Source organism: Rathayibacter sp. AY1C2 (assembly GCF_002931195.1).
In the GTDB taxonomy this organism is placed as follows: Bacteria; Actinomycetota; Actinomycetes; order Actinomycetales; family Microbacteriaceae; genus Rathayibacter.
In genome coordinates, this window is record NZ_PSWG01000027.1 from 21,388 (window position 1) to 39,451 (window position 18,064).

The window sequence follows — 18,064 nt, forward strand, 5'->3', positions numbered from 1 at the left end:
GGCCGTGCGCCGGCCGCCCCGAAATCCGGCCTCAGCCGTCGGTGAGGCGGCGCACGACCGCGTCGGCCAGCAGACGGCCGCGCAGAGTCAGCACGATCCGGCCGCCGAGCGCCGCCCGGCCGTCGACGAGGCCGTCGGCGATGAGCCCCGCCACCTCGCTGCGCCGACCGGCGTCGATCGCGTCGATGGGCAGCCCGTCCGCCAGGCGCGAGCGCAGCAGCACGTCCTCCACCCGCCGCGTCCCCGCGTCGAGCGTCTCCCGCCCGGCGGCGGGCGAGGCCCCGGTGCTCAGCCGGTCGGAGTAGGCCGCCGGGTGCTTCACGTTCCACCAGCGCACGCCTCCGACGTGGCTGTGGGCGCCGGGACCGACGCCCCACCAGTCGTGGCCGAGCCAGTACGAGAGGTTGTGCCGGGAGCGGTGGGCGTCGTTGCGGGCCCAGTTGCTGACCTCATACCAGGAGTACCCGGCAGCGGCCAGGCGCGCGTCGGCGAGCTCGTACATGTCGGCCGTGAGGTCGTCGTCGGGGGTCGCGACTTCCCCGCGGCGGATCTGCCGGGCGAGCTTCGTGCCGTCCTCCACGATCAGGGCGTAGGCCGAGAGGTGGTCCGGCCGGTTGGCGAGCGCGGAGTCGAGCGACCGCTCCCAGTCGGCCAGGGACTCCCCCGGCGTGCCGTAGATGAGGTCGAGGCTGACCTGCAGGCCGGCCTCCCTCGCCCACTCGACCACGAGCGGGACCCGCTCCGGGTCGTGGGTGCGCTCGAGCGTGGCGAGGACGTGCGGCACGGCCGACTGCATCCCGAAGCTGACGCGGGTGAAGCCCGCCTCGGCCAGCGCGCGGAGGTAGGAGGCGTCGACGGAGTCCGGGTTCGCCTCGGTGGTGATCTCGGCGTCGGGCGCGACCCCGAATTGAGTGCGGAGGCCGTCCAGCATCCGCACCAAGTCGCCGGCGGGCAGGAGGGTGGGCGTCCCGCCGCCGAAAAAGACCGTGCGGGCGGGGCGCCGGGGCAGGCCCGCGCGCTCGAGCACCTCGGCACCGAGAGCCATCTCGGTGATCGCCTCGTCGGCGTAGTCCTGCTGCTTCGCCCCGCGGAGCTCGGTCGCCGTGTAGGTGTTGAAGTCGCAGTACCCGCAGCGGACCCGGCAGAACGGCACGTGCACGTAGAGGCCGAGGTCGCGCTGCTCCACGCCGTCGACGACGGACGCGGGCAGTCCGCCGTCGAGCGGAGCAGGATCGGCGATCGGGAGGGCGCTCCCCACGTCAGCTGACGCGCGCCGGCAGCAGCGCGCGCAGGTACTTGGCGACCTGGCGCTTCTGCACGGCGCGCAGCACCGGCGCGCCCAAGCGGTAGAGGCGGGTGGAGGGACGCGAGAAGACCCGGATGACGAGCCAGACCGAGTCGTCCGCGCGCTTCTCGACGACGAAGGACTCCTCGCCGCTCTCGGGGTGGCCCTCGAGGGTGCCGTAGGCGAAGCCGACCTGGTCGGGCTCGTCGACGACGTAGACCACGCGGACCGGGGCGTCGAAGACGCGGCCGAGCAGGGTCACGCGGAGCACGGCGGTCACGCCGGCGGTGATGTAGGGGGTGCCGTCGGGAGCGAAGTGCTCCTCCGTCGGCCGGCTGACGAGGTCGATCGGGGTGCCCGCGGCGTCGAAGTTGACGCCGGTGTACTGCACGCCGCTGCCGCTGGTGATATCGGTCACCTCGATGCCGCTGCCGCGCTGCACGCCCCAGGTCATCAGGGAGGCGGTGGTGATGGCGAAGCGCTCGTCGCCCGAGCCGAGACGGGCCTCGAAGCGCTCGGCCGTGAAGCCGTCCGGCGGATACTCGAGCAGGTCGGGTGCCAGAGTGCCGCCGACGGCCGCGTAGGTGACCTGCGGCTGGCCCTCGAAGTTGGAGCGGCGGATGCTCACGTCCCGACCTTCTTCCCGGACTCCTCGAGCGCGGCGCGCGTCGAGTCCGCGCGCCGGGTGGTGCTGTCCATCCGACCCAGCGTATCCGACCGTCGGCGTCCCGAGCCGGGAACGACCGAGGGCCCTCCCCCGCCGGAGCGGGAGGAGGGCCCTCGTCGTGGTGCGGGTCGGGTCAGCTGCAGGGAGTCAGCTTCGCGACGGCGTCGGACAGGGTGCCGGTGCCGCCGAGGAGGACGACGCTCGTCGCTCCGCCGGCCTTGATGTCCTGCAGCACCTTGACCGGCACGCAGGTCGGGGGCACGGCGAAGAGGGGGCTCCCCGTAAGCCCGGCGGCCGCGGCTCCGGCCAGGGCGTCGGGGAAGTTCTCTCCGGTGGCCAGGAACACGGTCTTCGACCCGCGGGGGAAGGCCGCCAGGTTGAGCTGCTCCGAGGTGTCGTAGCGGTCGACCCCGCCGATGCGGTTGACGACCGGTCCGGCCGGCACCGTGAGGGAGTTCTGGATGCCGGCGCTGACCGACAGCTCGGATCCCGCGATGGTGAGCACCGGCGGCCGGAGCCGCGTCAGGATCCCGACAGTGGTCGGGTCGGCCGCCGGGAGGCCGCCGTTCACGAGGACGACGGGGGCGGAGTTCTTGCCCGCGGCGGCGGTGGCGCTGAGCGCGTCGGGGAACTTCTCGCCGGTCGCGAGCCAGGCCCCCTTCGGCGAGGTGCCGAAGGCGCTCTCGATGATCTTCCGCGACGTGTCGTAGCGGTCGGTGCCTCCGAGGCGGAAGACCCTCCCGTTCGCGTACTGGCCGAGGTCGGTCGCGAGGGCGTCGCTGACGCTGAGGTCGGAGCCGACGACGACGATCCGCTGGGGCTTGAGACGGGTGAGCTCGTCGCGCACGACCTGGCTCACAGAGTCGCGGTCGACCAGGAGGAGCGGGCCGCCCTGCTTCGCGGCGGCGGGACCGGCGCTGAGCGCGTCGGGGAAGTTCGCGCCGGTGGCGATGTAGACGACGGGGACGCCGGGGGTGTCGAAGGTCGCCTTCGAGATCTCGACGGCGGTGCCCTGGCGATCGGTGCCCGCGAGGCGGGTCACCGTCGGACCGTTGCCAGGGGTCGGCCCGGTGGTCGGCGGAGTCGTCGACGCGACGACCCTGAGGGGCACCCGGACGACGAAGGCGGAGCCCGCCGGCTGCTCGACACCGCGGCCGGCTCCCGTGACGCGGATGGAGGGAGCGCCCGTGAGCGAAGTGTCGCCGAAGTTCTGGTACCGGTCGTAGAAGTCCTGGTTCGGCTTCACCGCGACCGACGAGCCGTCGTCGAGGACCTTAGCGGGGGCGGTGAGCGCCGGGGTGCCGTCCGTTCCGACGGTGGCCCGGACGGAGGTGCCGAAGAAGCCGGGCACGCCCGTCTCGACGACGACGACGTCGCCGGCGCCCGCGTCGGTCAGGCTGCCGCCGCCGGCCCAGAAGACGCCGTCGTGGCGGGTCGAGCTCGGAGTGGTCGCGGACAGGTCGACCACGGCCGCGTCCTCGCCGCTCGCCGGAGCGACGGTCAGGCCGGCGGTGACGCTGAGGTCGAAGCCCGTCGTGGACTCGAGCGCCGGGGGGACGTAGGCGTCGTCCGCCTGCGGCGCCTCCGCGGTGAGGTCGAGCCTCACCGCGGGCTTCTCGAACGAGCCCACCGTGCGCTCGAGCGGGATCTCGATGGTGTTGGCGGCGGCGTCTACAGCCGAGGAGCCCGACACGAAGTCGGCATCGCTGGTGCTGAGGCGCCAGTCCACGGTCTCGTACCCCGGGTGCGACCACTCCGTGAACCCGGCGGACGCGCTCGCGGCCGGGAGCTCGACGGTGATGGTCTCCGCGTCGGAGGAGACGGACAGGCCCTTCGCGACGCCGAACTGGTCGATGTCCTCCCAGACGAAGGGCGCGGGCGACGCCTGCACCTCACGGCTCGCGGCTGATGCGGGTGCGGCGGCGACGAGCGATCCCGCCGTCACCGCTGCGACGCCCAGCAGCGCCGCCCCCGATCTGATCCAGTGCTTCCTCGTGCGTGCAGAGTCCACGGGCTTCCCCCTTGATCGTGATGAGAGGGCCGACCGTCGACGCTCCAGCCCCCGAGCGGATCGTCCTCGATCCGCAGCCGCGTCCAGCGCTCGAAAGCTACCTGGGAAGTGATCGGCGCCGCAATGGCCCCTCACCGCAGGTCCCCTCTCGGGGGGTGCGCCTCCGCTGGAGGAGTCCTACTTCTTGTCCTTGGTCTCGACGTCACCCGAGAGCGCGGCGATGAACGCCTCCTGGGGGACCTCGACGCGGCCGACCATCTTCATCCGCTTCTTGCCCTCCTTCTGCTTCTCAAGGAGCTTGCGCTTGCGCGTGATGTCGCCGCCGTAGCACTTGGCCAGGACGTCCTTGCGCATCGCGCTGATCGACTCGCGGGCGATGATCCGGGCGCCGATGGCGGCCTGGATCGGCACCTCGAACTGCTGCCGCGGGATCAGCTTGCGCAGGCGCCCCGTCATCAGCACGCCGTAGGCGTAGGCCTTCTCCCGGTGCACGATCGCGCTGAACGCGTCGACCTGCTCGCCCTGCAGCAGGATGTCGACCTTCACGAGGTCGGCCTCCTGGGAGCCGGCGGGCTCGTAGTCGAGCGAGGCGTAGCCGGCGGTCTTGGACTTGAGGTTGTCGAAGAAGTCGAAGACGATCTCGCCGAGGGGCATGTGGTAGCGGATCTCGACCCGGTCCTCGCCCAGGTACTCCATGCCGATCAGGGTCCCGCGGCGGCTCTGGCAGAGCTCCATGATCGTGCCGACGTAGTCCTTCGGCGCGAGGATCGCGGCCTTGACGATCGGCTCCGTGACGGCGGCGATCTTGCCGACGGGGAACTCGCTCGGGTTCGTGACGGTGACGGTCTTCTTGTCCTCCGTCGAGACCTCGTAGATGACCGAGGGCGCCGTGGTGATGAGGTCGAGACCGAACTCGCGCTGCAGGCGCTCGGTGATGATCTCGAGGTGCAGGAGGCCGAGGAACCCGCAGCGGAAGCCGAAGCCGAGCGCCACCGACGTCTCGGGCTCGTAGACGAGCGCCGCGTCCGAGAGCTTGAGCTTGTCGAGGGCCTCGCGCAGGTCCGGGTAGTCGCTGCCGTCGATCGGGTACAGGCCCGAGAACACCATCGGGAGCGGCTCGGTGTAGCCGGGCAGCGCCTGCGTCGCGGGCTTGGACGCCGTGGTGACGGTGTCGCCGACCTTCGACTGGCGCACGTCCTTCACACCGGTGATCAGGTAGCCCACCTCGCCGACCGCAAGACCCTGCGTCGCGACGGGCTCGGGGCTCGACACGCCGATCTCGAGGATCTCGTGCGTGGCGCGGGTCGACATCATCTGGATCTTCTCGCGCGGCGAGAGCTTGCCGTCGATCATCCGGACGTAGGTGACGACCCCGCGGTAGGCGTCGTACACGGAGTCGAAGATCATGGCGCGCGCAGGGGCGGAGGGGTCGCCGACGGGCGGCGGGATGAGCTCGGTGACGCGGTCGAGCAGCGCCTCGACGCCCATGCCGGTCTTGCCGGAGACGCGGAGGACGTCGTCCGGGTCGCCGCCGATCAGGCTCGCGAGCTCCTTCGCGTACTTCTCGGGATCCGCGGCCGGCAGGTCGATCTTGTTCAGGACCGGGATGATCGTGAGGTCGTTCTCGAGCGCGAGGTAGAGGTTCGCGAGCGTCTGGGCCTCGATGCCCTGCGCCGCGTCGACCAGGAGGATCGCGCCCTCGCAGGCCGCCAGCGAGCGGCTGACCTCGTAGGAGAAGTCGACGTGGCCCGGAGTGTCGATCATGTTCAGGGCGAACGTGCGCCCGTCGCGCTCCCACGGCATCCGCACGGCCTGCGACTTGATCGTGATGCCGCGCTCGCGCTCGATGTCCATGCGGTCGAGGTACTGCGCGCGCATCGCCCGGTCCTCGACGACACCCGTGATGCCGAGCATCCGGTCGGCGAGGGTGGACTTGCCGTGGTCGATGTGGGCGATGATGCAGAAGTTGCGGATGGACGCCGGATCGGTCGCGGCGGGCTCGAGCCCGGAGTGTGCACGTGGAGACATCGTGGGACCAGTGTCCCACGCCCGGCGGCGGAGGCCGGGACCGGCGGCTACAGATCGAGTCCGTAGGTGCGGGTGGGCTCGACGCCGGGCGGGTTCTCCCGCTCGCCGAGGCGGACGAAGCCCATGCTCTCGTAGAGGGCGTGCGCGGTGGTCATCAGCGTGCCGCTGTTCATCACGACCCGCTGGAGGCCCCGCTCAGCGGCGAGCATCACGACGAACTCCGTGAGCAGCCGCCCGAGACCCCGCCCGCGTGCCTCCGGGGCGACGGCGAGCAGCCGCCAGTCCAGCTCGCCGGGGCGCCCGAGCTCGTACAGGTTCGCGCCCGGGCGCGCAGTGGTGACCGTGGCGAGGATCCGCCCGTCGCCCTCGACGGCGACCCAGACCTCGCCCTCGACGTCGTGCCGGGCGACCGCTGCGACGTCGGCGGCGTACTCCTCCCCCAGCTCGTAGTCGTGGGCGTAGGCGGCGAGCCGCAGGCGCGAGACCTCGTCGTACTCCTGGGCCCGGACGCGCCGGACCAGCACCTCGGCAGCGCTCATCCGCGCACCGGGGCCGGGAGGGCGCGCAGCCCGTGCTCGAGCGCGGCGGGATCCGCGGCGAGGCAGACGCGGATCCAGCCCTCGCCGGTGCGGCCGAAGGCGCTGCCGGGAGCGACGGCGACGAGGGTCTCGAGGAGGAACGACTCGACCCAGGAGGCGACGTCCCCTCCGGTCGCGTGCGCCATGTCGATCCACAGGTAGAACGCGCCCTCGGGCTCGCGGTAGGCGATCCCCCGCTCGTCGAGCACGCCGGTCGCGAGCCGCAGGTTGGCGAGGTAGTGGTCGGAGGCGGCGGCCACCGCGTCCTGCGGCCCGGTCAGAGCGGCGAGGGCGGCGCGCTGGTCCGGAGTGGCGACGCAGCTGATCGCCGCCTCCTGCACCGTGACCATGATCGACGTGACGCCGGGAGGCGTCACGAGGTAGCCGACGCGGACGCCGGTCATCGCGTAGGTCTTCGAGAAGGAGAAGACGCTGAGGACGCGGTCGGCGTCGTCCCCGCGCTCCTGCGCGATCGCCGCGAGGCTCACGTGCGGGCGCCCGTAGGTGAAGTACTCGTAGACCTCGTCGCTGAGCACCCACAGGTCGTGGCGCCGGGCGATGTCGAGCAGGCGCTCGAGGACCTCCCTCGGGAACACCACGCCGAGCGGGTTGGACGGGCTGTTGACGATCAGGACGCGGGTCCGGTCGGTGATCAGGCGCTCGACCTCCTCGGGATCGGGGAGGAAGGCGTTCTCAGCGCGCAGCGTGTACGGCACGGGGACGGCGCCGATGGTCCGCGCGTTGGTCGTGAAGACGGTGTAGCCCGGGTCGGGGATGAGCACCTCGTCGCCGGGCCCGAGCAGGAGCGTCATCGCCTGGTGCAGCGCCTGCGTGGCGCCGACGGTCACCCAGACATGCTCGACGTCCGCCTCGATGCCGTTGTCTCGCGCCAGCTTCTCCACGATGGCCCGCCGGAGCTCGGGGACGCCGCCGTTGGGCCCGTAGCGGGTGTCGTCGGCCGCCCACGCCGCCCGGGCCGCCTCGATGATGTGCGGCGCGGTCGGCACGTCGGGCTCGCCCACCGCGAGGAGCGTCACTCCGTCGAGCCGCAGCGCGATCTCGAACAGGTGGCGGATGCCCGAGGGCGGCACCGCGGAGAGGTGATCGGCGAGACGGGGCACCGGCGTCACGTTACCGGCGGGCCCGGACCGCGAGACGCCACGGCGGTCCGCCTCCCCCGGCGTGTCGTCCCGGCGGCCCCGACCCGGACGGCGCCGCCTCCGCGGGCGCGGCGCGGTTGAAGGGTGACGACGGGTGCGCTAAAGTTCCTTGTTGGCTTGCGCTCCCCCTCCGGACACCCGGCAGGCGTGGAGTGATCAGAAGCCGGCGACCTCCAGTCGCACCGCAGGGCGTTCAGACGCCCGCGGAAGGGGCACTCCGTCGAGTAGCCGGCTGCACACACGCACATCCGAGAAGAAGGTAATCCACGTGGCAAACATCAAGTCGCAGATCAAGCGCAACCTCACCAACAAGAAGGCGAACGAGCGCAACAAGGCCGTCAAGAGCGAGCTGAAGACCGCCATCCGCTCGGTCCACACCGCCATCGCCGCCGGCGACACCGAGAAGGCCGGCACCGCCCTCGCCTTCGCCGCCAAGAAGCTCGACAAGGCCGCCAGCAAGGGCGTCATCCACAAGAACCAGGCCGCGAACCGCAAGTCGGCCATCGCGAAGCAGGTCGCCGCGCTGTAGTACTGCGCGAAGCTGCAACGACGAAGGGTCCGGCCTCTGGCCGGGCCCTTCGTCGTTTCCGCTTCGCGGTCGACGGGCTCCTCGTGCCTCGTCGCCCGTCGCGCAGTCGGCTTCCGCGCTTGGTTGCGGTGGGAGGAGCGGGTTCCGTTCCGGGTACGTCGATCCGCTGACACGCGGATCGCCGGTGACCCTGCGAGGGCATCGTCCGGCTCTCGATCGGCTGCGGCCCGGTCGGCTACCGCGGAGGGTCGCGGTGGGAGGAGCGTCCTGCGTTCCGGGTACGACGATCCGCTGACACGCGGATCGCCGGTGACCCGCACCGATCTCGACGGGCTTCTCGTGCCTCGTCGCCCGTCGCGCAGTCGGCTTCCGCGCATGGTTGCGGTGGGAGGAGCGGGTTCCGTTCCGGGTACGACGATCCGCTCGCACGCGGATCGCCGGTGACCCTGCGAGGTCGTTGTCCGACTCTTCGTCGGCCGCGGTGCGAGCCTGCGAGCGGAGGTGAACCCTTCGCTGCTGGTCGAGCAGCCGCGGAGCGGCGTATCGAGACCCGCCGAGGACGAGGTCGGTGCGGATCGCGGGCGCAGGGTCTTTCGGGCGGGTCAGAGGCCCCGGGCGGAGACGACGGAGACCATGCGCTCGAGGGCGTACACGGGGTCGCGGGTGGCGCCCTTCACGTTCGCGTCGGCGTCGGCGACCGTCAGGATCGCGGTGCCGAGGCCCTCGCCGGTCCAGCCCTGCAGGTCGCGCCGGGCCCGGTCCACCTGCCACGGAGCGAGGCCCAGACGCGAGGCGACCTGACCCGAGCCCTCGCGCGAGCCGGCGACCTTCGCCATGGTCCGCAGCTTGCTCGCGAACGCGGCGACGATCGGTACCGGGTCGGCACCGGAGGCGAGGGCGTGGCGGAGCCCGAGCAGCGCCTCGCCGTGACGGCCCGCGATCGCCGAGTCGGCGACGGTGAAGGCCGTGGTCTCGACGCGGCCGCCGTAGTACTTCGCGACGGTCGCCTCGGTGATCTCGCCGGTGACGTCGGACAGCAGCTGCTGGCACGCCGACGCGAGCTCGTCGAGGTCGTCGGAGAAGGCAGACACCAGGGCTCGGACGGCACCGGTGGTCGCCGTGCGGCCGGCGGTGCGGAACTCGGCGATCGCGAAGTCGACCTTGTCGCTCTCGCGCTTGAGCTCGGCGCAGACGATCTCGATGCCGCCGCCCGTGCCCGAGCGGATGGCGTCGAGGAGCTTCTTGCCCCGGTTGCCGCCGCCGTGGCGGAGCACCAGGGTCGCCCCGTCCGCGGGCGCCGAGAGGTAGTCGAGGGTCTCGAGGAGGAACGCGTCCGTGCACTTCTCGACGTTCGAGACGCGGATGAGGCGGGGCTCGTCGAAGAGGGACGGGCTCGCGAGCGTCAGCAGCTCCCCCGGCGCGTAGCCGCCGGCGTCGATGTCGCTGACCTCGAGGCTCGGATCCTCGGCCCGGAGGAACTCGCGGAGGAAGCGCAGCGCGCGGTCGGCGAGGAACTGCTCCGGGCCGGTGATCAGCACGATCGGCGCCGGCCGGGTCTGGTTCCAGGCGAGCTGCGGGATCGCCGCCTTCGAGGGCGCTGCCTTCGCGCGCGCCGGGGCCCTGCCTGCCATGCCGTGTCCTTCCGTGCCGCGCCCGTCCGAGCGCCCTCCACCCTACGGCCCGCTCACGGCGCCCCGAGGACGCCGCGGGAGCCGTCGCGCCGCTCACCCAGACCGCGATCCCGTCGCTGCGGGACGCGAGCACGACCGTACCCTCGACATCCGACCTCAGCGCCTCGACCCCGCGCTCGGCCAGCAGAGCGAGGAGCGACGGATTCGGATGTCCGTAGTCGTTCTCCGCCCCGACGGAGATCAGCCCGACGCTCGCGCCGAGCGCGTCGTAGAGGGCGGGCGACTGGTCGGCGGAGCCGTGATGCGCGACCTTGACGACGTCGACCCGGCCGACCGGCAGCCGGGAGACGCGTCCCTGCTCCTGCTCGCCGAGGTCGCCCAGGAGCGCGACGGAGAGCGGGCCGCCGCGGGCGTCCGGGCCGATGTCGACCCGGAGGGTCACGCTCGCCTCGTTCCCCCGCAGCGCGCTCCGCCGCTCCGGCCACTCGACCCGCCAGCGCAGCGAGCCGAGCGCGCCGCTGTCGCCGCGGACCGCCTCCTGCACGGCGACCCCCGCGCCGGTGAGCGCCGCCCGGTCGCGCTCGTCGTCGCGGCCCGCGGCGGGCCCGACGAGCGCGGCGTCGGTCCGTCCGAGGACGGCCTGGAGCCCGCCGACGTGGTCGAGGTCGTAGTGCGTCAGCACCAGCAGCGGGATCCGGTCCACTCCCATCAGGCGGAGGCAGGCCTCGAGCGGTGCGGGCTCGGGCCCCGTGTCGACGAGCAGCACGCCCGCGTCTCCGCGGAGGAGGACCGCGTCGCCCTGCCCGACGTCGCACATCGCGACACGCCAGTCCTCGGGAACCGAGGCGGCGCGGAGGAGCGGCGTGGCGACGGTGGTGCCGCCGGCGGCGGCGATCGCGCACGCCAGCCCGACGGCGGCGACCCGGCGCACCCGCGCGAGCCGCGGCGACTGCGTGACCAGCACGAGGGCGAGCAGGGTCAGCACGGTGAGCGCGAGCGCTCCTCCCACGCCGGGCCACCAGGCGATCCTCGGGGCGGGCCACGAGTCGACGGCGCGGGCGATCGAGGCGATCCACCAGGCGGGGACGGCGGCGAGCCGGATCGCAGCGTCGGCGGCTCCGGGCCACCAGGGGGCGAGCAGGCAGCCGATGAGCCCAAGCCCGGTCGCGGCGGGTGCCGCGGGCTCGGCGAGCAGGTTGGCGAGCACTCCGTACACCGGCACCGACGGGTCCACGAGCAGCAGCACGGGCTGGCAGGCGAGCTGCGCCGCGGTCGGCACCGCGAGCAGCAGGGCGAGAGGCCGGGGCAGCACTCGACCGAGAGCGCCCGCGATCGGCTCGGCGAGCAGCAGGAGTCCGGCGGTGGCGAGGACGGACAGCACGAAGCCGAGCCTCCCCGCGATCGAGGGGTCGGCGGCCACGAGCACGACGACGGTCGCGAGCAGGGCGGGCACAGCCGCTCCGGAGCGACGCCCGAGCCGCGCGAGGAGGACCACCGTCGCCATCACGGCGGCCCGCACCACGCTCGGCTCGGGGGTCACCAGCACCACGAAGCCGGCGAGCAGGGCGAGGGCGGCGACGGTCCGGAGAGGGCGCCCGGCGCCGAGGAGCGCCGCGATCGTCCAGCCGGCGACCACCACCACGGCGCAGTTGGCGCCCGAGACGGCGGTCAGGTGGGTGAGCGACGCGGTGCGCATCGCCTCCTCGAGCCCCGCGTCGAGCGCGGACGTGTCGCCGGTCGCGAGGCCCGGCAGCAGCCCCGCCACGTCGCCGCCGACCAGCGCCGCGCGCTCGAGGAAGCGCGAGCGCAGCACCTCCGCGACGGCCGCCGCTCCCCCGGGACCGCGCCGGTCCTCGACGGACGCCGCCCTCAGCATCGTCGCCTCGCCGACGGGCCCCTCCTGCGCCGCAGCGCGCGCCTCCAGGTCGAGCTCGGCGCCCACCGGCAGCCGACCGCCGGGATCGGCGAGCAGCACGCGCACGGGGGCCGCGGTCGACGCGTCTCCCACCCGCAGCGCCGTCGCGTCGAACCACACTCCCCCGGTCGCGAGCGGTCGGGCACCCGTATCGACGCGCACGGTGACCGGGGTGAGGGCGCGATCCTCCTGGGCCTCCCTCAGCGACGCCGGGTGGTCACCGGGCGCCGCGGCGACCACGGAGGTGAGGGCGAGGGCGGCACCCGCGCCCCCGACGAGCACCGCTCCGACCAGCCGCCCGCCGAGGCCGCGCCGGAGCAGGACGCACGCCGCCCCGAGCAGCACCCAGCCCGCGGCGCACCACGAGAGGCCCCCGTCGAGCACTGCCGCGACCGGCAGCATCCCGGCCGCCCACGCGGTGGTCCAGGCGGCCACCGCTGCCGGCAGGAGCCGCAGGTCCGCCGCCCGCACGCTCCTCACGGCGCGACCTGGTCGCGGAACGCGGCGAGCGTCTTCTCGCCGATCCCGGGGACCTCGAGCAGCTGGTCGACGGAGGAGAACTGGCCGTTCGCCTCCCGGTGGGCGACGATCTTCTTCGCGGTCGCCGGGCCGATCTCGGGCAGCTCCTCCAGCTGGGCCGCCGTCGCCGTGCTCAGGCTCAGCACGGATCCGGCGGCGGAGGCTCCTCCTGGAGCGGCCCCGCCCGGAGCCGCTCCCGCCGCGGCCGGCGCCGCTCCCACGGCCGGCACGACGATCTGCTCGCCGTCCACGAGCCTCCGGGCCAGGTTGACCGCCGCGCGCTCCGCCGACTCCTGGAACCCTCCGGCGGCGGCGACCGCGTCCGCCACCCGCGCCTCCGGCGACAGGACGTACAGCCCCGGAGAGGCGACCTCGCCGGCCACGTGAACGTACAGCGACTCGACCGCCGCAGCAGCGGGCGCGCTCGTCGACACGGCGGGCTCCAGGACCCGCTCATGACCGCTCGACCGCGCTCCCGCGAGCAGCACCGCGACCACCGCGGCGCCGATGACGAGCACGACCGCCGCTCCCACTCCCACGCGCCAGCGCGGGCGGGCGCGGCGGGGCCGCAGCAGCGCCGTCAACTGCTCGTCGTCCGTCCCGCTGGTCTCTGGCATCCGCCGACGGTAGGACCCGCGTCACCGCCCGGAGCGGCCGCCGACACCGATCCGGGGACAGCCCGCCGGATCGCCTCCCTGTGGAGGAGAGAGCAGCACCGGCGCAGGACGGACGACGGGGCCCCTCCTGCGAGAGGAGGAGCCCCGTCGGGACGGATCGGCGGCTAGACCGCCTTCGTCACCAGGTTCACCAGGCGCGGCGCCCGCACGATCGCCTTCACGACCTCGCGGCCGACGAGAGCCCGGGCGACGCCGGCCGTGGCCCGCGCCTTCTCCTCGAGCTCGTCGGAGGAGATCTTCGGCGAGACCTCGAGCCGGTCGCGGACCTTGCCGTCGACCTGCAGGATCGCCGTGACCTTCTCCTCGACCAGCAGCGACGGGTCGGCCTTGCGCCACAGCGCGTGCGCGACGGTGCCCTCGTAGCCCAGACGGTGCCACATGTCCTCGGCCGTGTACGGCGCGAACAGGTTGAGAGCCATCGCGACCACCTCGACCGCCTCGCGGACCGCGGGGTCCCCGGCCCCGGCACCCGAGTCGACGACCTTGCGGGTCGCGTTGACGAGCTCCATCAGCCGCGCGACCACGACGTTGAACTTGAACGCCTCGATCAGCGACGGGGACTCCGCGAGGAAGCGGTGGGTCTGGCGGCGCAGAGCCGCGTCGCCCGACTTCCACTCGACGTCGGGCCTCGAGGTGACGTCCTTCGCCAGGCGCCAGGCGCGGGCGAGGAACTTCGCGCTGCCGCCGGGCGAGACGTCGGCCCAGTCGATGTCGTCCTCGGGCGGGCCGGCGAACGCCATCGTCAGGCGCACGGCGTCGACGCCGAACTCGTCCAGCTGGTCCGAGAGGCGGACGATGTTGCCCTTCGACTTCGACATCGCCGCGCCGTCCATCTGAACCATGCCCTGGTTGAGCAGCGCCGTGAAGGGCTCCGTGAACGACACGTAGCCCAGGTCGAACAGCACCTTGGTGATGAAGCGCGCGTACAGCAGGTGCAGGATCGCGTGCGTCACGCCTCCGACGTACTGGTCGACGGGCGCCCACTTCTCGGCGAGCTTCGGATCGAAGGCCTGCGTGTCGTCCTTCGGCGAGAGGAAGCGGAGGAAGTACCACGAGGAGTCGACGAAGGTGTCCATCGTGTCCGGGTCGCGGCGCGCGGGCGAGCCGTCCACCGGGTGCGGCACGTTCACCCAGTCCTCCGCCGCTCCGAGCGGCGACGAGCCCTTCGGCTGCAGGTCGAGGCCGTCGGTGGAGGGCAGGACGACGGGCAGCTGGTCCTCGGGAACCGGCACGAGCTCGCCGTCGGCTCCGTGGATGATCGGGATGGGGGTGCCCCAGTAGCGCTGACGCGAGATCAGCCAGTCGCGCAGGCGGTAGTTCTTGGCCGAGCGGCCGCGGCCGCGCTCCTCGAGCATCCTGATGACGCGCTCGATGGCGGTGCGCTTGGAGAGCCCGTCGAGCGGCCCGGAGTTGATCAGGCGGCCGTCGCCGGTCAGCGCCTCGCCGGTCGTGGCGGGGTCGAGCGAGTACTCCTTCTCGAGCGCGGCCAGCTCCTCCGGGTCCTCCGGGATGACCGGGATCGCCCCGGTGACGGAGGCGTTGGTGTCGACGACCACGCGCACGGGCAGGTCGAAGGCGCGGGCGAAGTCGAGGTCGCGCTGGTCGTGCGCAGGCACGGCCATGACGGCTCCGTGGCCGTAGTCGGAGAGGACGTAGTCGGCGGCCCAGATCGGCAGCCGCTCGCCGTTCACGGGGTTCACCGCGTAGCGGCCGAGGAACACGCCGGTCTTGGGGCGGTCGGCGGTCAGGCGCTCGATCTCGCTCGACTTCTGCACCGTCTCGAGGTAGCTGCGGAACGCGTCGCGGATCGCGGGCTCGGAGCCCTCGACCAGCTCGGAGGCGAGGTCGGAGTCGGGCGCGACGACCATGAAGGTCGCCCCGTAGAGCGTGTCGGGGCGCGTGGTGAAGACGGTGACGCGCTCGTCGCGGCCCTCGATCTCGAACTCGACGTCGGCGCCGATGGAGCGGCCGATCCAGTTGCGCTGCATGGCGATGACCTTCGACGGCCAGGACCCCTCGAGCTGGTTCAGGTCGTCGAGCAGGCGGTCGGCGTAGTCGGTGATCTTGAAGTACCACTGCGTGAGCTTCTTCTTGACCACGACCGCGCCGGAGCGCTCGGAGGTGCCGTCCGCCAGGACCTGCTCGTTCGCCAGGACCGTCTGGTCCACCGGGTCCCAGTTGACCCAGCTGTCCTTGCGGTAGGCGAGGCCCTTCTCGTACATCTTGAGGAACAGCCACTGGTTCCACTTGTAGTACTCGGGGTCGGAGGTGTGCAGCACGCGGTCCCAGTCGAAGGACGCGGCGTAGCGCTTCATCGAGCGCTTCTGCTGCTCGATGTTGTCGTAGGTCCAGGTGACCGGGTTCAGCCCGCGCTTGATCGCGGCGTTCTCGGCGGGCAGGCCGAAGCTGTCCCAGCCGATCGGGTGGAGGACGTTGAAGCCCTGCTGGCGCCAGTAGCGCGCGATCACGTCTCCGAGCGCGTACGCCTCGGCGTGGCCCATGTGCAGGTCGCCCGAGGGGTACGGGAACATGTCGAGCACGTACTTGCGGGGGCGCTTGTCCTCGGGGTCGTCCGTCGCGAACGGGCGCGTCTCCTCCCAGATCGGGAGCCACTTCTCCTGGAGCGCTCGGAAGTCGTAGCGCTCCTCGTCGCTCGCGCCGGTCTGCCGGGAGGTGTCTTCTGCCACAGGTGCTTCTCACTTCTGAAGGAGGGGGAGAACGCGCACGCGTGGGCGGCTGCGTTCGACCATCAACCCTACTGGCCCCGCGCGCACGGCAGACGAACGCGGCGCCCGCTCACTCCTCGGCGGCGCCCAGCACCGCGAGGAGCGCCCGCGCCTTCAGCCGCGTCTCCTCGACCTCCTCCTCCGGCACCGAGAGCGCGGTGATGCCGCCGCCGGTCCCCAGGCGGGCGCGCTCGCCGTCGAGCACGAGGGTGCGGATGGTCATCGCGAGGTCCAGCGAGCCGTCCGAGCCCAGGCGGCCGAAGGCGCCGGAGTAGACGCCGCGGGGACCGCCCTCCCACTCCCGCAGCAGCTCCACCGCCCGGCGCTTGGGCGCTCCCGTCATCGAGCCGGCCGGGAAGAGGGCTGCGATCAGCTGGGCGATCCCGACGCCCGGCGCGCGGCGGGCCGAGACCTCGCTGACCAGCTGGTGGACGTGCGGGTAGCTCTCCACCTCGAGCAGGCGGTCGACGACGACGGAGCCGGGGGCGGCGATCCGGGCGAGGTCGTTGCGGACGAGGTCCACGATCATCACGTTCTCGGCCCGCTCCTTCACGCTCGACACGAGCTCGTCCCGGAGCGCGCGGTCCTCGTCGGCGTCCCGGCCCCGGGGGCGCGTGCCCTTGATGGGATGCGTGGCGACGCGTCCATCGGCCCCGCCGGTGAGGAACCGCTCGGGCGAGGCGCTGACGAGCGCGAGCGGGCCGAGGCGGATCAGCCCGCCGTGATGGCTCGGGCTGGAGCGGCGGAGGCGACGGTACGCCTCGACCGGATCGAACCGGCCCTCGACGACGATCTCGTCGGTGAGGCAGAGCTGGTAGGCGTCCCCCGCGCGGATGGCCTCCTGGCAGCGGCCGATCAGCGCCGTGTACTCGGCGGCGGAGTGACGGCGGACCGGGACGCCGGCGGGCTCGGGATCCGCGGGGTCCGCGGGTGCGAGCGCGCCGACGAGCTCGAGCAGGCGCACGGTGAGCTCCTGCGCGTCTCCCGTGGCGACCAGGCGGACGGTCCGGGTGCCGTGGTCGAACTCGAGCACGGGGTCGCCCCGGAGCAGGGCGAGGGCCGGCGGATCCGCGGGGCCGGTCGGCGCCGAGGGCAGGGAGACGGAGGCGGCTCCCGCCTCGTAGGAGATCCAGCCGTAGCGGCCGAGCGCGCGGTCGCCCGCGGGGGCCTCGTCGTCGACCGCGGCGAGCGCCGCCGCCACGTCGCCGCCGGCCTCGACGAGGAGCACGTCCTCGCGGGCGCACGCCCCGAGGTAGGAGCGGCCGCTCGTCGCTCCGAGGCCCGAGTCGAGCCAGAACGACGCCTCGGCCGTGGCGAACAGGGCGTGGTGCGCGAGCTCCGGATCGACCCAGGGCAGCTCGACCGAGCGGACGTGCCGATCCTCCGAGACCACTGGGCTAGCGTAGGCGGTCGTGGACGGCGAGCAGGTTCGGGAGTGGGACGGGCGGGCCCTGACGAGCGTTCCCGAGCCGCCCGGCACCTCCCTGGACGCGGCCGACTCCTGGCTGGTGGACGAGGGACGCGTCCGCGGGCTCGACCTGCACCGCGAGCGGTTCGCCGCCTCCGTCGCCTCGGCGGGCGGGCACCCGGACGTCGAGCCGTTCCTCCACGCCGCGATCGCCGCCCTGCCCCGCGAGGGCCGCTCCTTCCCCCGCGTCGAGCTCTCGGGAGGCGCCCTGCGGCTCCGGCTGCGATCCGCCCCGCCGACGACCCGCTCCGTGGTGCTGTGGACGAGCCCCGTGGATCCGCGCCGGACACCGTCCTGGAAGGGGCCGGACATCGCACGTCTCGCCCTCCTGCGGACGCGCGCGCACGCCGCGGGAGCGGACGAGGCCGTGCTGCTCGACGCCGAGGGCGCCGTCATCGACGGAGCGAGCAGCGCGATCCTGTGGTGGCTGGGCGACGCGCTGGTCGTCCCTCCGGCGACGAGCACCCGCGTGCGCAGCGTGACGGCTCGCACCGTCTCGGTGCTCGCCGGCGCGCTCGGCGTGGACGTGATCGAGGCCCCGGCCGAGCCGGAGTCGCTCGAGGGCCGTGAGGTCTGGACGGCCAACGCCCTGCACGGTCTGCGGCTGGCGACCGCCTGGGCGGACGGACCGGCGCTCGCCGCGGAGCCGGGCCGCCTGGACGCCTGGCGGAAGCGGCTGGACGCTCTCAGGCGGCCTCTCCCAGCGCTCTGACCCGCGGAGGACCTCAGCTCCCGCGCGTCCCCCAGACGGAGGGCCCCCGTTCCGGTCTCACTCGTGCGTCCGCCGTGCGAGCATCGAGTACCCCCTCTTCCGGCCCCCGCCGGCCACTCGAGAAAGTCCTGCGATGACGCGTTCCCCCTCCCCCCGCC

Annotated in this window: 12 protein-coding genes and 1 pseudogene; 2 read left to right on the forward strand and 11 right to left on the reverse strand. The window is 73.2% G+C overall.

The window, feature by feature from the left end:
* Positions 1 to 31: 31 nt before the first annotated feature.
* From hemW to C5C55_RS14995, 6 genes are all read right to left on the reverse strand, one after another.
* Complete coding sequence (gene hemW, locus C5C55_RS14970; protein WP_104234462.1) at positions 32 to 1,258, reverse strand: radical SAM family heme chaperone HemW; 1,227 nt, start codon at positions 1,256 to 1,258, stop codon at positions 32 to 34.
* Between the two features lies 1 nt (position 1,259).
* Complete coding sequence (locus tag C5C55_RS14975) at positions 1,260 to 1,913, reverse strand: DUF1990 family protein (protein WP_244229440.1); 654 nt, start codon at positions 1,911 to 1,913, stop codon at positions 1,260 to 1,262.
* 172 nt (positions 1,914 to 2,085) lie between these two features.
* Positions 2,086 to 3,963: a cell wall-binding repeat-containing protein gene (locus C5C55_RS14980; RefSeq protein ID WP_146080964.1), complete on the reverse strand. Its 1,878-nt coding sequence runs from the start codon at positions 3,961 to 3,963 to the stop codon at positions 2,086 to 2,088.
* A 177-nt stretch (positions 3,964 to 4,140) separates the two neighbouring features.
* Positions 4,141 to 5,991, reverse strand: coding sequence for a translation elongation factor 4 (lepA, locus tag C5C55_RS14985; RefSeq protein ID WP_104223127.1), 1,851 nt, complete (start codon positions 5,989 to 5,991; stop codon positions 4,141 to 4,143).
* A 47-nt stretch (positions 5,992 to 6,038) separates the two neighbouring features.
* Positions 6,039 to 6,530 (reverse strand): GNAT family N-acetyltransferase, encoded by a 492-nt coding sequence (locus tag C5C55_RS14990; RefSeq protein WP_104223126.1) that lies wholly within the window; start codon positions 6,528 to 6,530, stop codon positions 6,039 to 6,041.
* The gene (locus tag C5C55_RS14995) at positions 6,527 to 7,690 is read right to left on the reverse strand and encodes a pyridoxal phosphate-dependent aminotransferase (RefSeq protein ID WP_104234464.1); all 1,164 of its coding nucleotides are present in this window, start codon (positions 7,688 to 7,690) and stop codon (positions 6,527 to 6,529) included. The genes C5C55_RS14990 and C5C55_RS14995 overlap by 4 nt, the downstream gene beginning before the upstream one ends.
* A gap of 307 nt (positions 7,691 to 7,997) precedes the next feature.
* On the opposite strand from C5C55_RS14995, the gene rpsT reads away from it, so the two are divergent.
* On the forward strand, positions 7,998 to 8,258 hold the full coding sequence (rpsT, locus tag C5C55_RS15000; RefSeq protein WP_097165711.1) for a 30S ribosomal protein S20: 261 nt from the start codon (positions 7,998 to 8,000) through the stop codon (positions 8,256 to 8,258).
* A 602-nt stretch (positions 8,259 to 8,860) separates the two neighbouring features.
* Here rpsT and holA read toward each other — a convergent pair.
* From holA to pabB, 5 genes and pseudogenes are all read right to left on the reverse strand, one after another.
* Positions 8,861 to 9,889: a DNA polymerase III subunit delta gene (gene holA / locus C5C55_RS15005; RefSeq protein WP_104225645.1), complete on the reverse strand. Its 1,029-nt coding sequence runs from the start codon at positions 9,887 to 9,889 to the stop codon at positions 8,861 to 8,863.
* A gap of 568 nt (positions 9,890 to 10,457) precedes the next feature.
* Positions 10,458 to 12,206: pseudogene (locus C5C55_RS17045) on the reverse strand (ComEC/Rec2 family competence protein); the annotation flags it as partial.
* 74 nt (positions 12,207 to 12,280) lie between these two features.
* On the reverse strand, positions 12,281 to 12,940 hold the full coding sequence (locus tag C5C55_RS15020) for a ComEA family DNA-binding protein (RefSeq protein WP_104234465.1): 660 nt from the start codon (positions 12,938 to 12,940) through the stop codon (positions 12,281 to 12,283).
* Between the two features lie 164 nt (positions 12,941 to 13,104).
* Positions 13,105 to 15,687 carry a leucine--tRNA ligase gene (gene leuS, locus C5C55_RS15025; RefSeq protein ID WP_104234466.1) on the reverse strand — a complete coding sequence of 861 codons (2,583 nt, stop codon included), beginning with the start codon at positions 15,685 to 15,687 and terminating at the stop codon, positions 13,105 to 13,107.
* Between the two features lie 109 nt (positions 15,688 to 15,796).
* Positions 15,797 to 17,119, reverse strand: a complete 1,323-nt coding sequence (gene pabB / locus C5C55_RS15030) for an aminodeoxychorismate synthase component I (RefSeq protein ID WP_104234467.1) — start codon at positions 17,117 to 17,119, stop codon at positions 15,797 to 15,799.
* Between the two features lie 19 nt (positions 17,120 to 17,138).
* On the opposite strand from pabB, the gene C5C55_RS15035 reads away from it, so the two are divergent.
* A complete protein-coding gene (locus tag C5C55_RS15035) occupies positions 17,139 to 17,906 on the forward strand; it encodes an aminotransferase class IV (protein WP_258065417.1) in 768 nt (255 codons plus the stop codon).
* Positions 17,907 to 18,064: the final 158 nt, after the last annotated feature.

Bases quoted from the DNA above. Each gene is read 5' to 3' on its own strand.
- C5C55_RS15020 (WP_104234465.1), bottom strand. From the start codon at position 12,940: ATGCCAGAGACCAGCGGGACGGACGACGAGCAGTTGACGGCGCTGCTG.
- lepA (WP_104223127.1), bottom strand. From the start codon at position 5,991: ATGTCTCCACGTGCACACTCCGGGCTCGAGCCCGCCGCGACCGATCCG.
- holA (WP_104225645.1), bottom strand. From the start codon at position 9,889: ATGGCAGGCAGGGCCCCGGCGCGCGCGAAGGCAGCGCCCTCGAAGGCG.
- C5C55_RS14990 (WP_104223126.1), bottom strand. From the start codon at position 6,530: ATGAGCGCTGCCGAGGTGCTGGTCCGGCGCGTCCGGGCCCAGGAGTAC.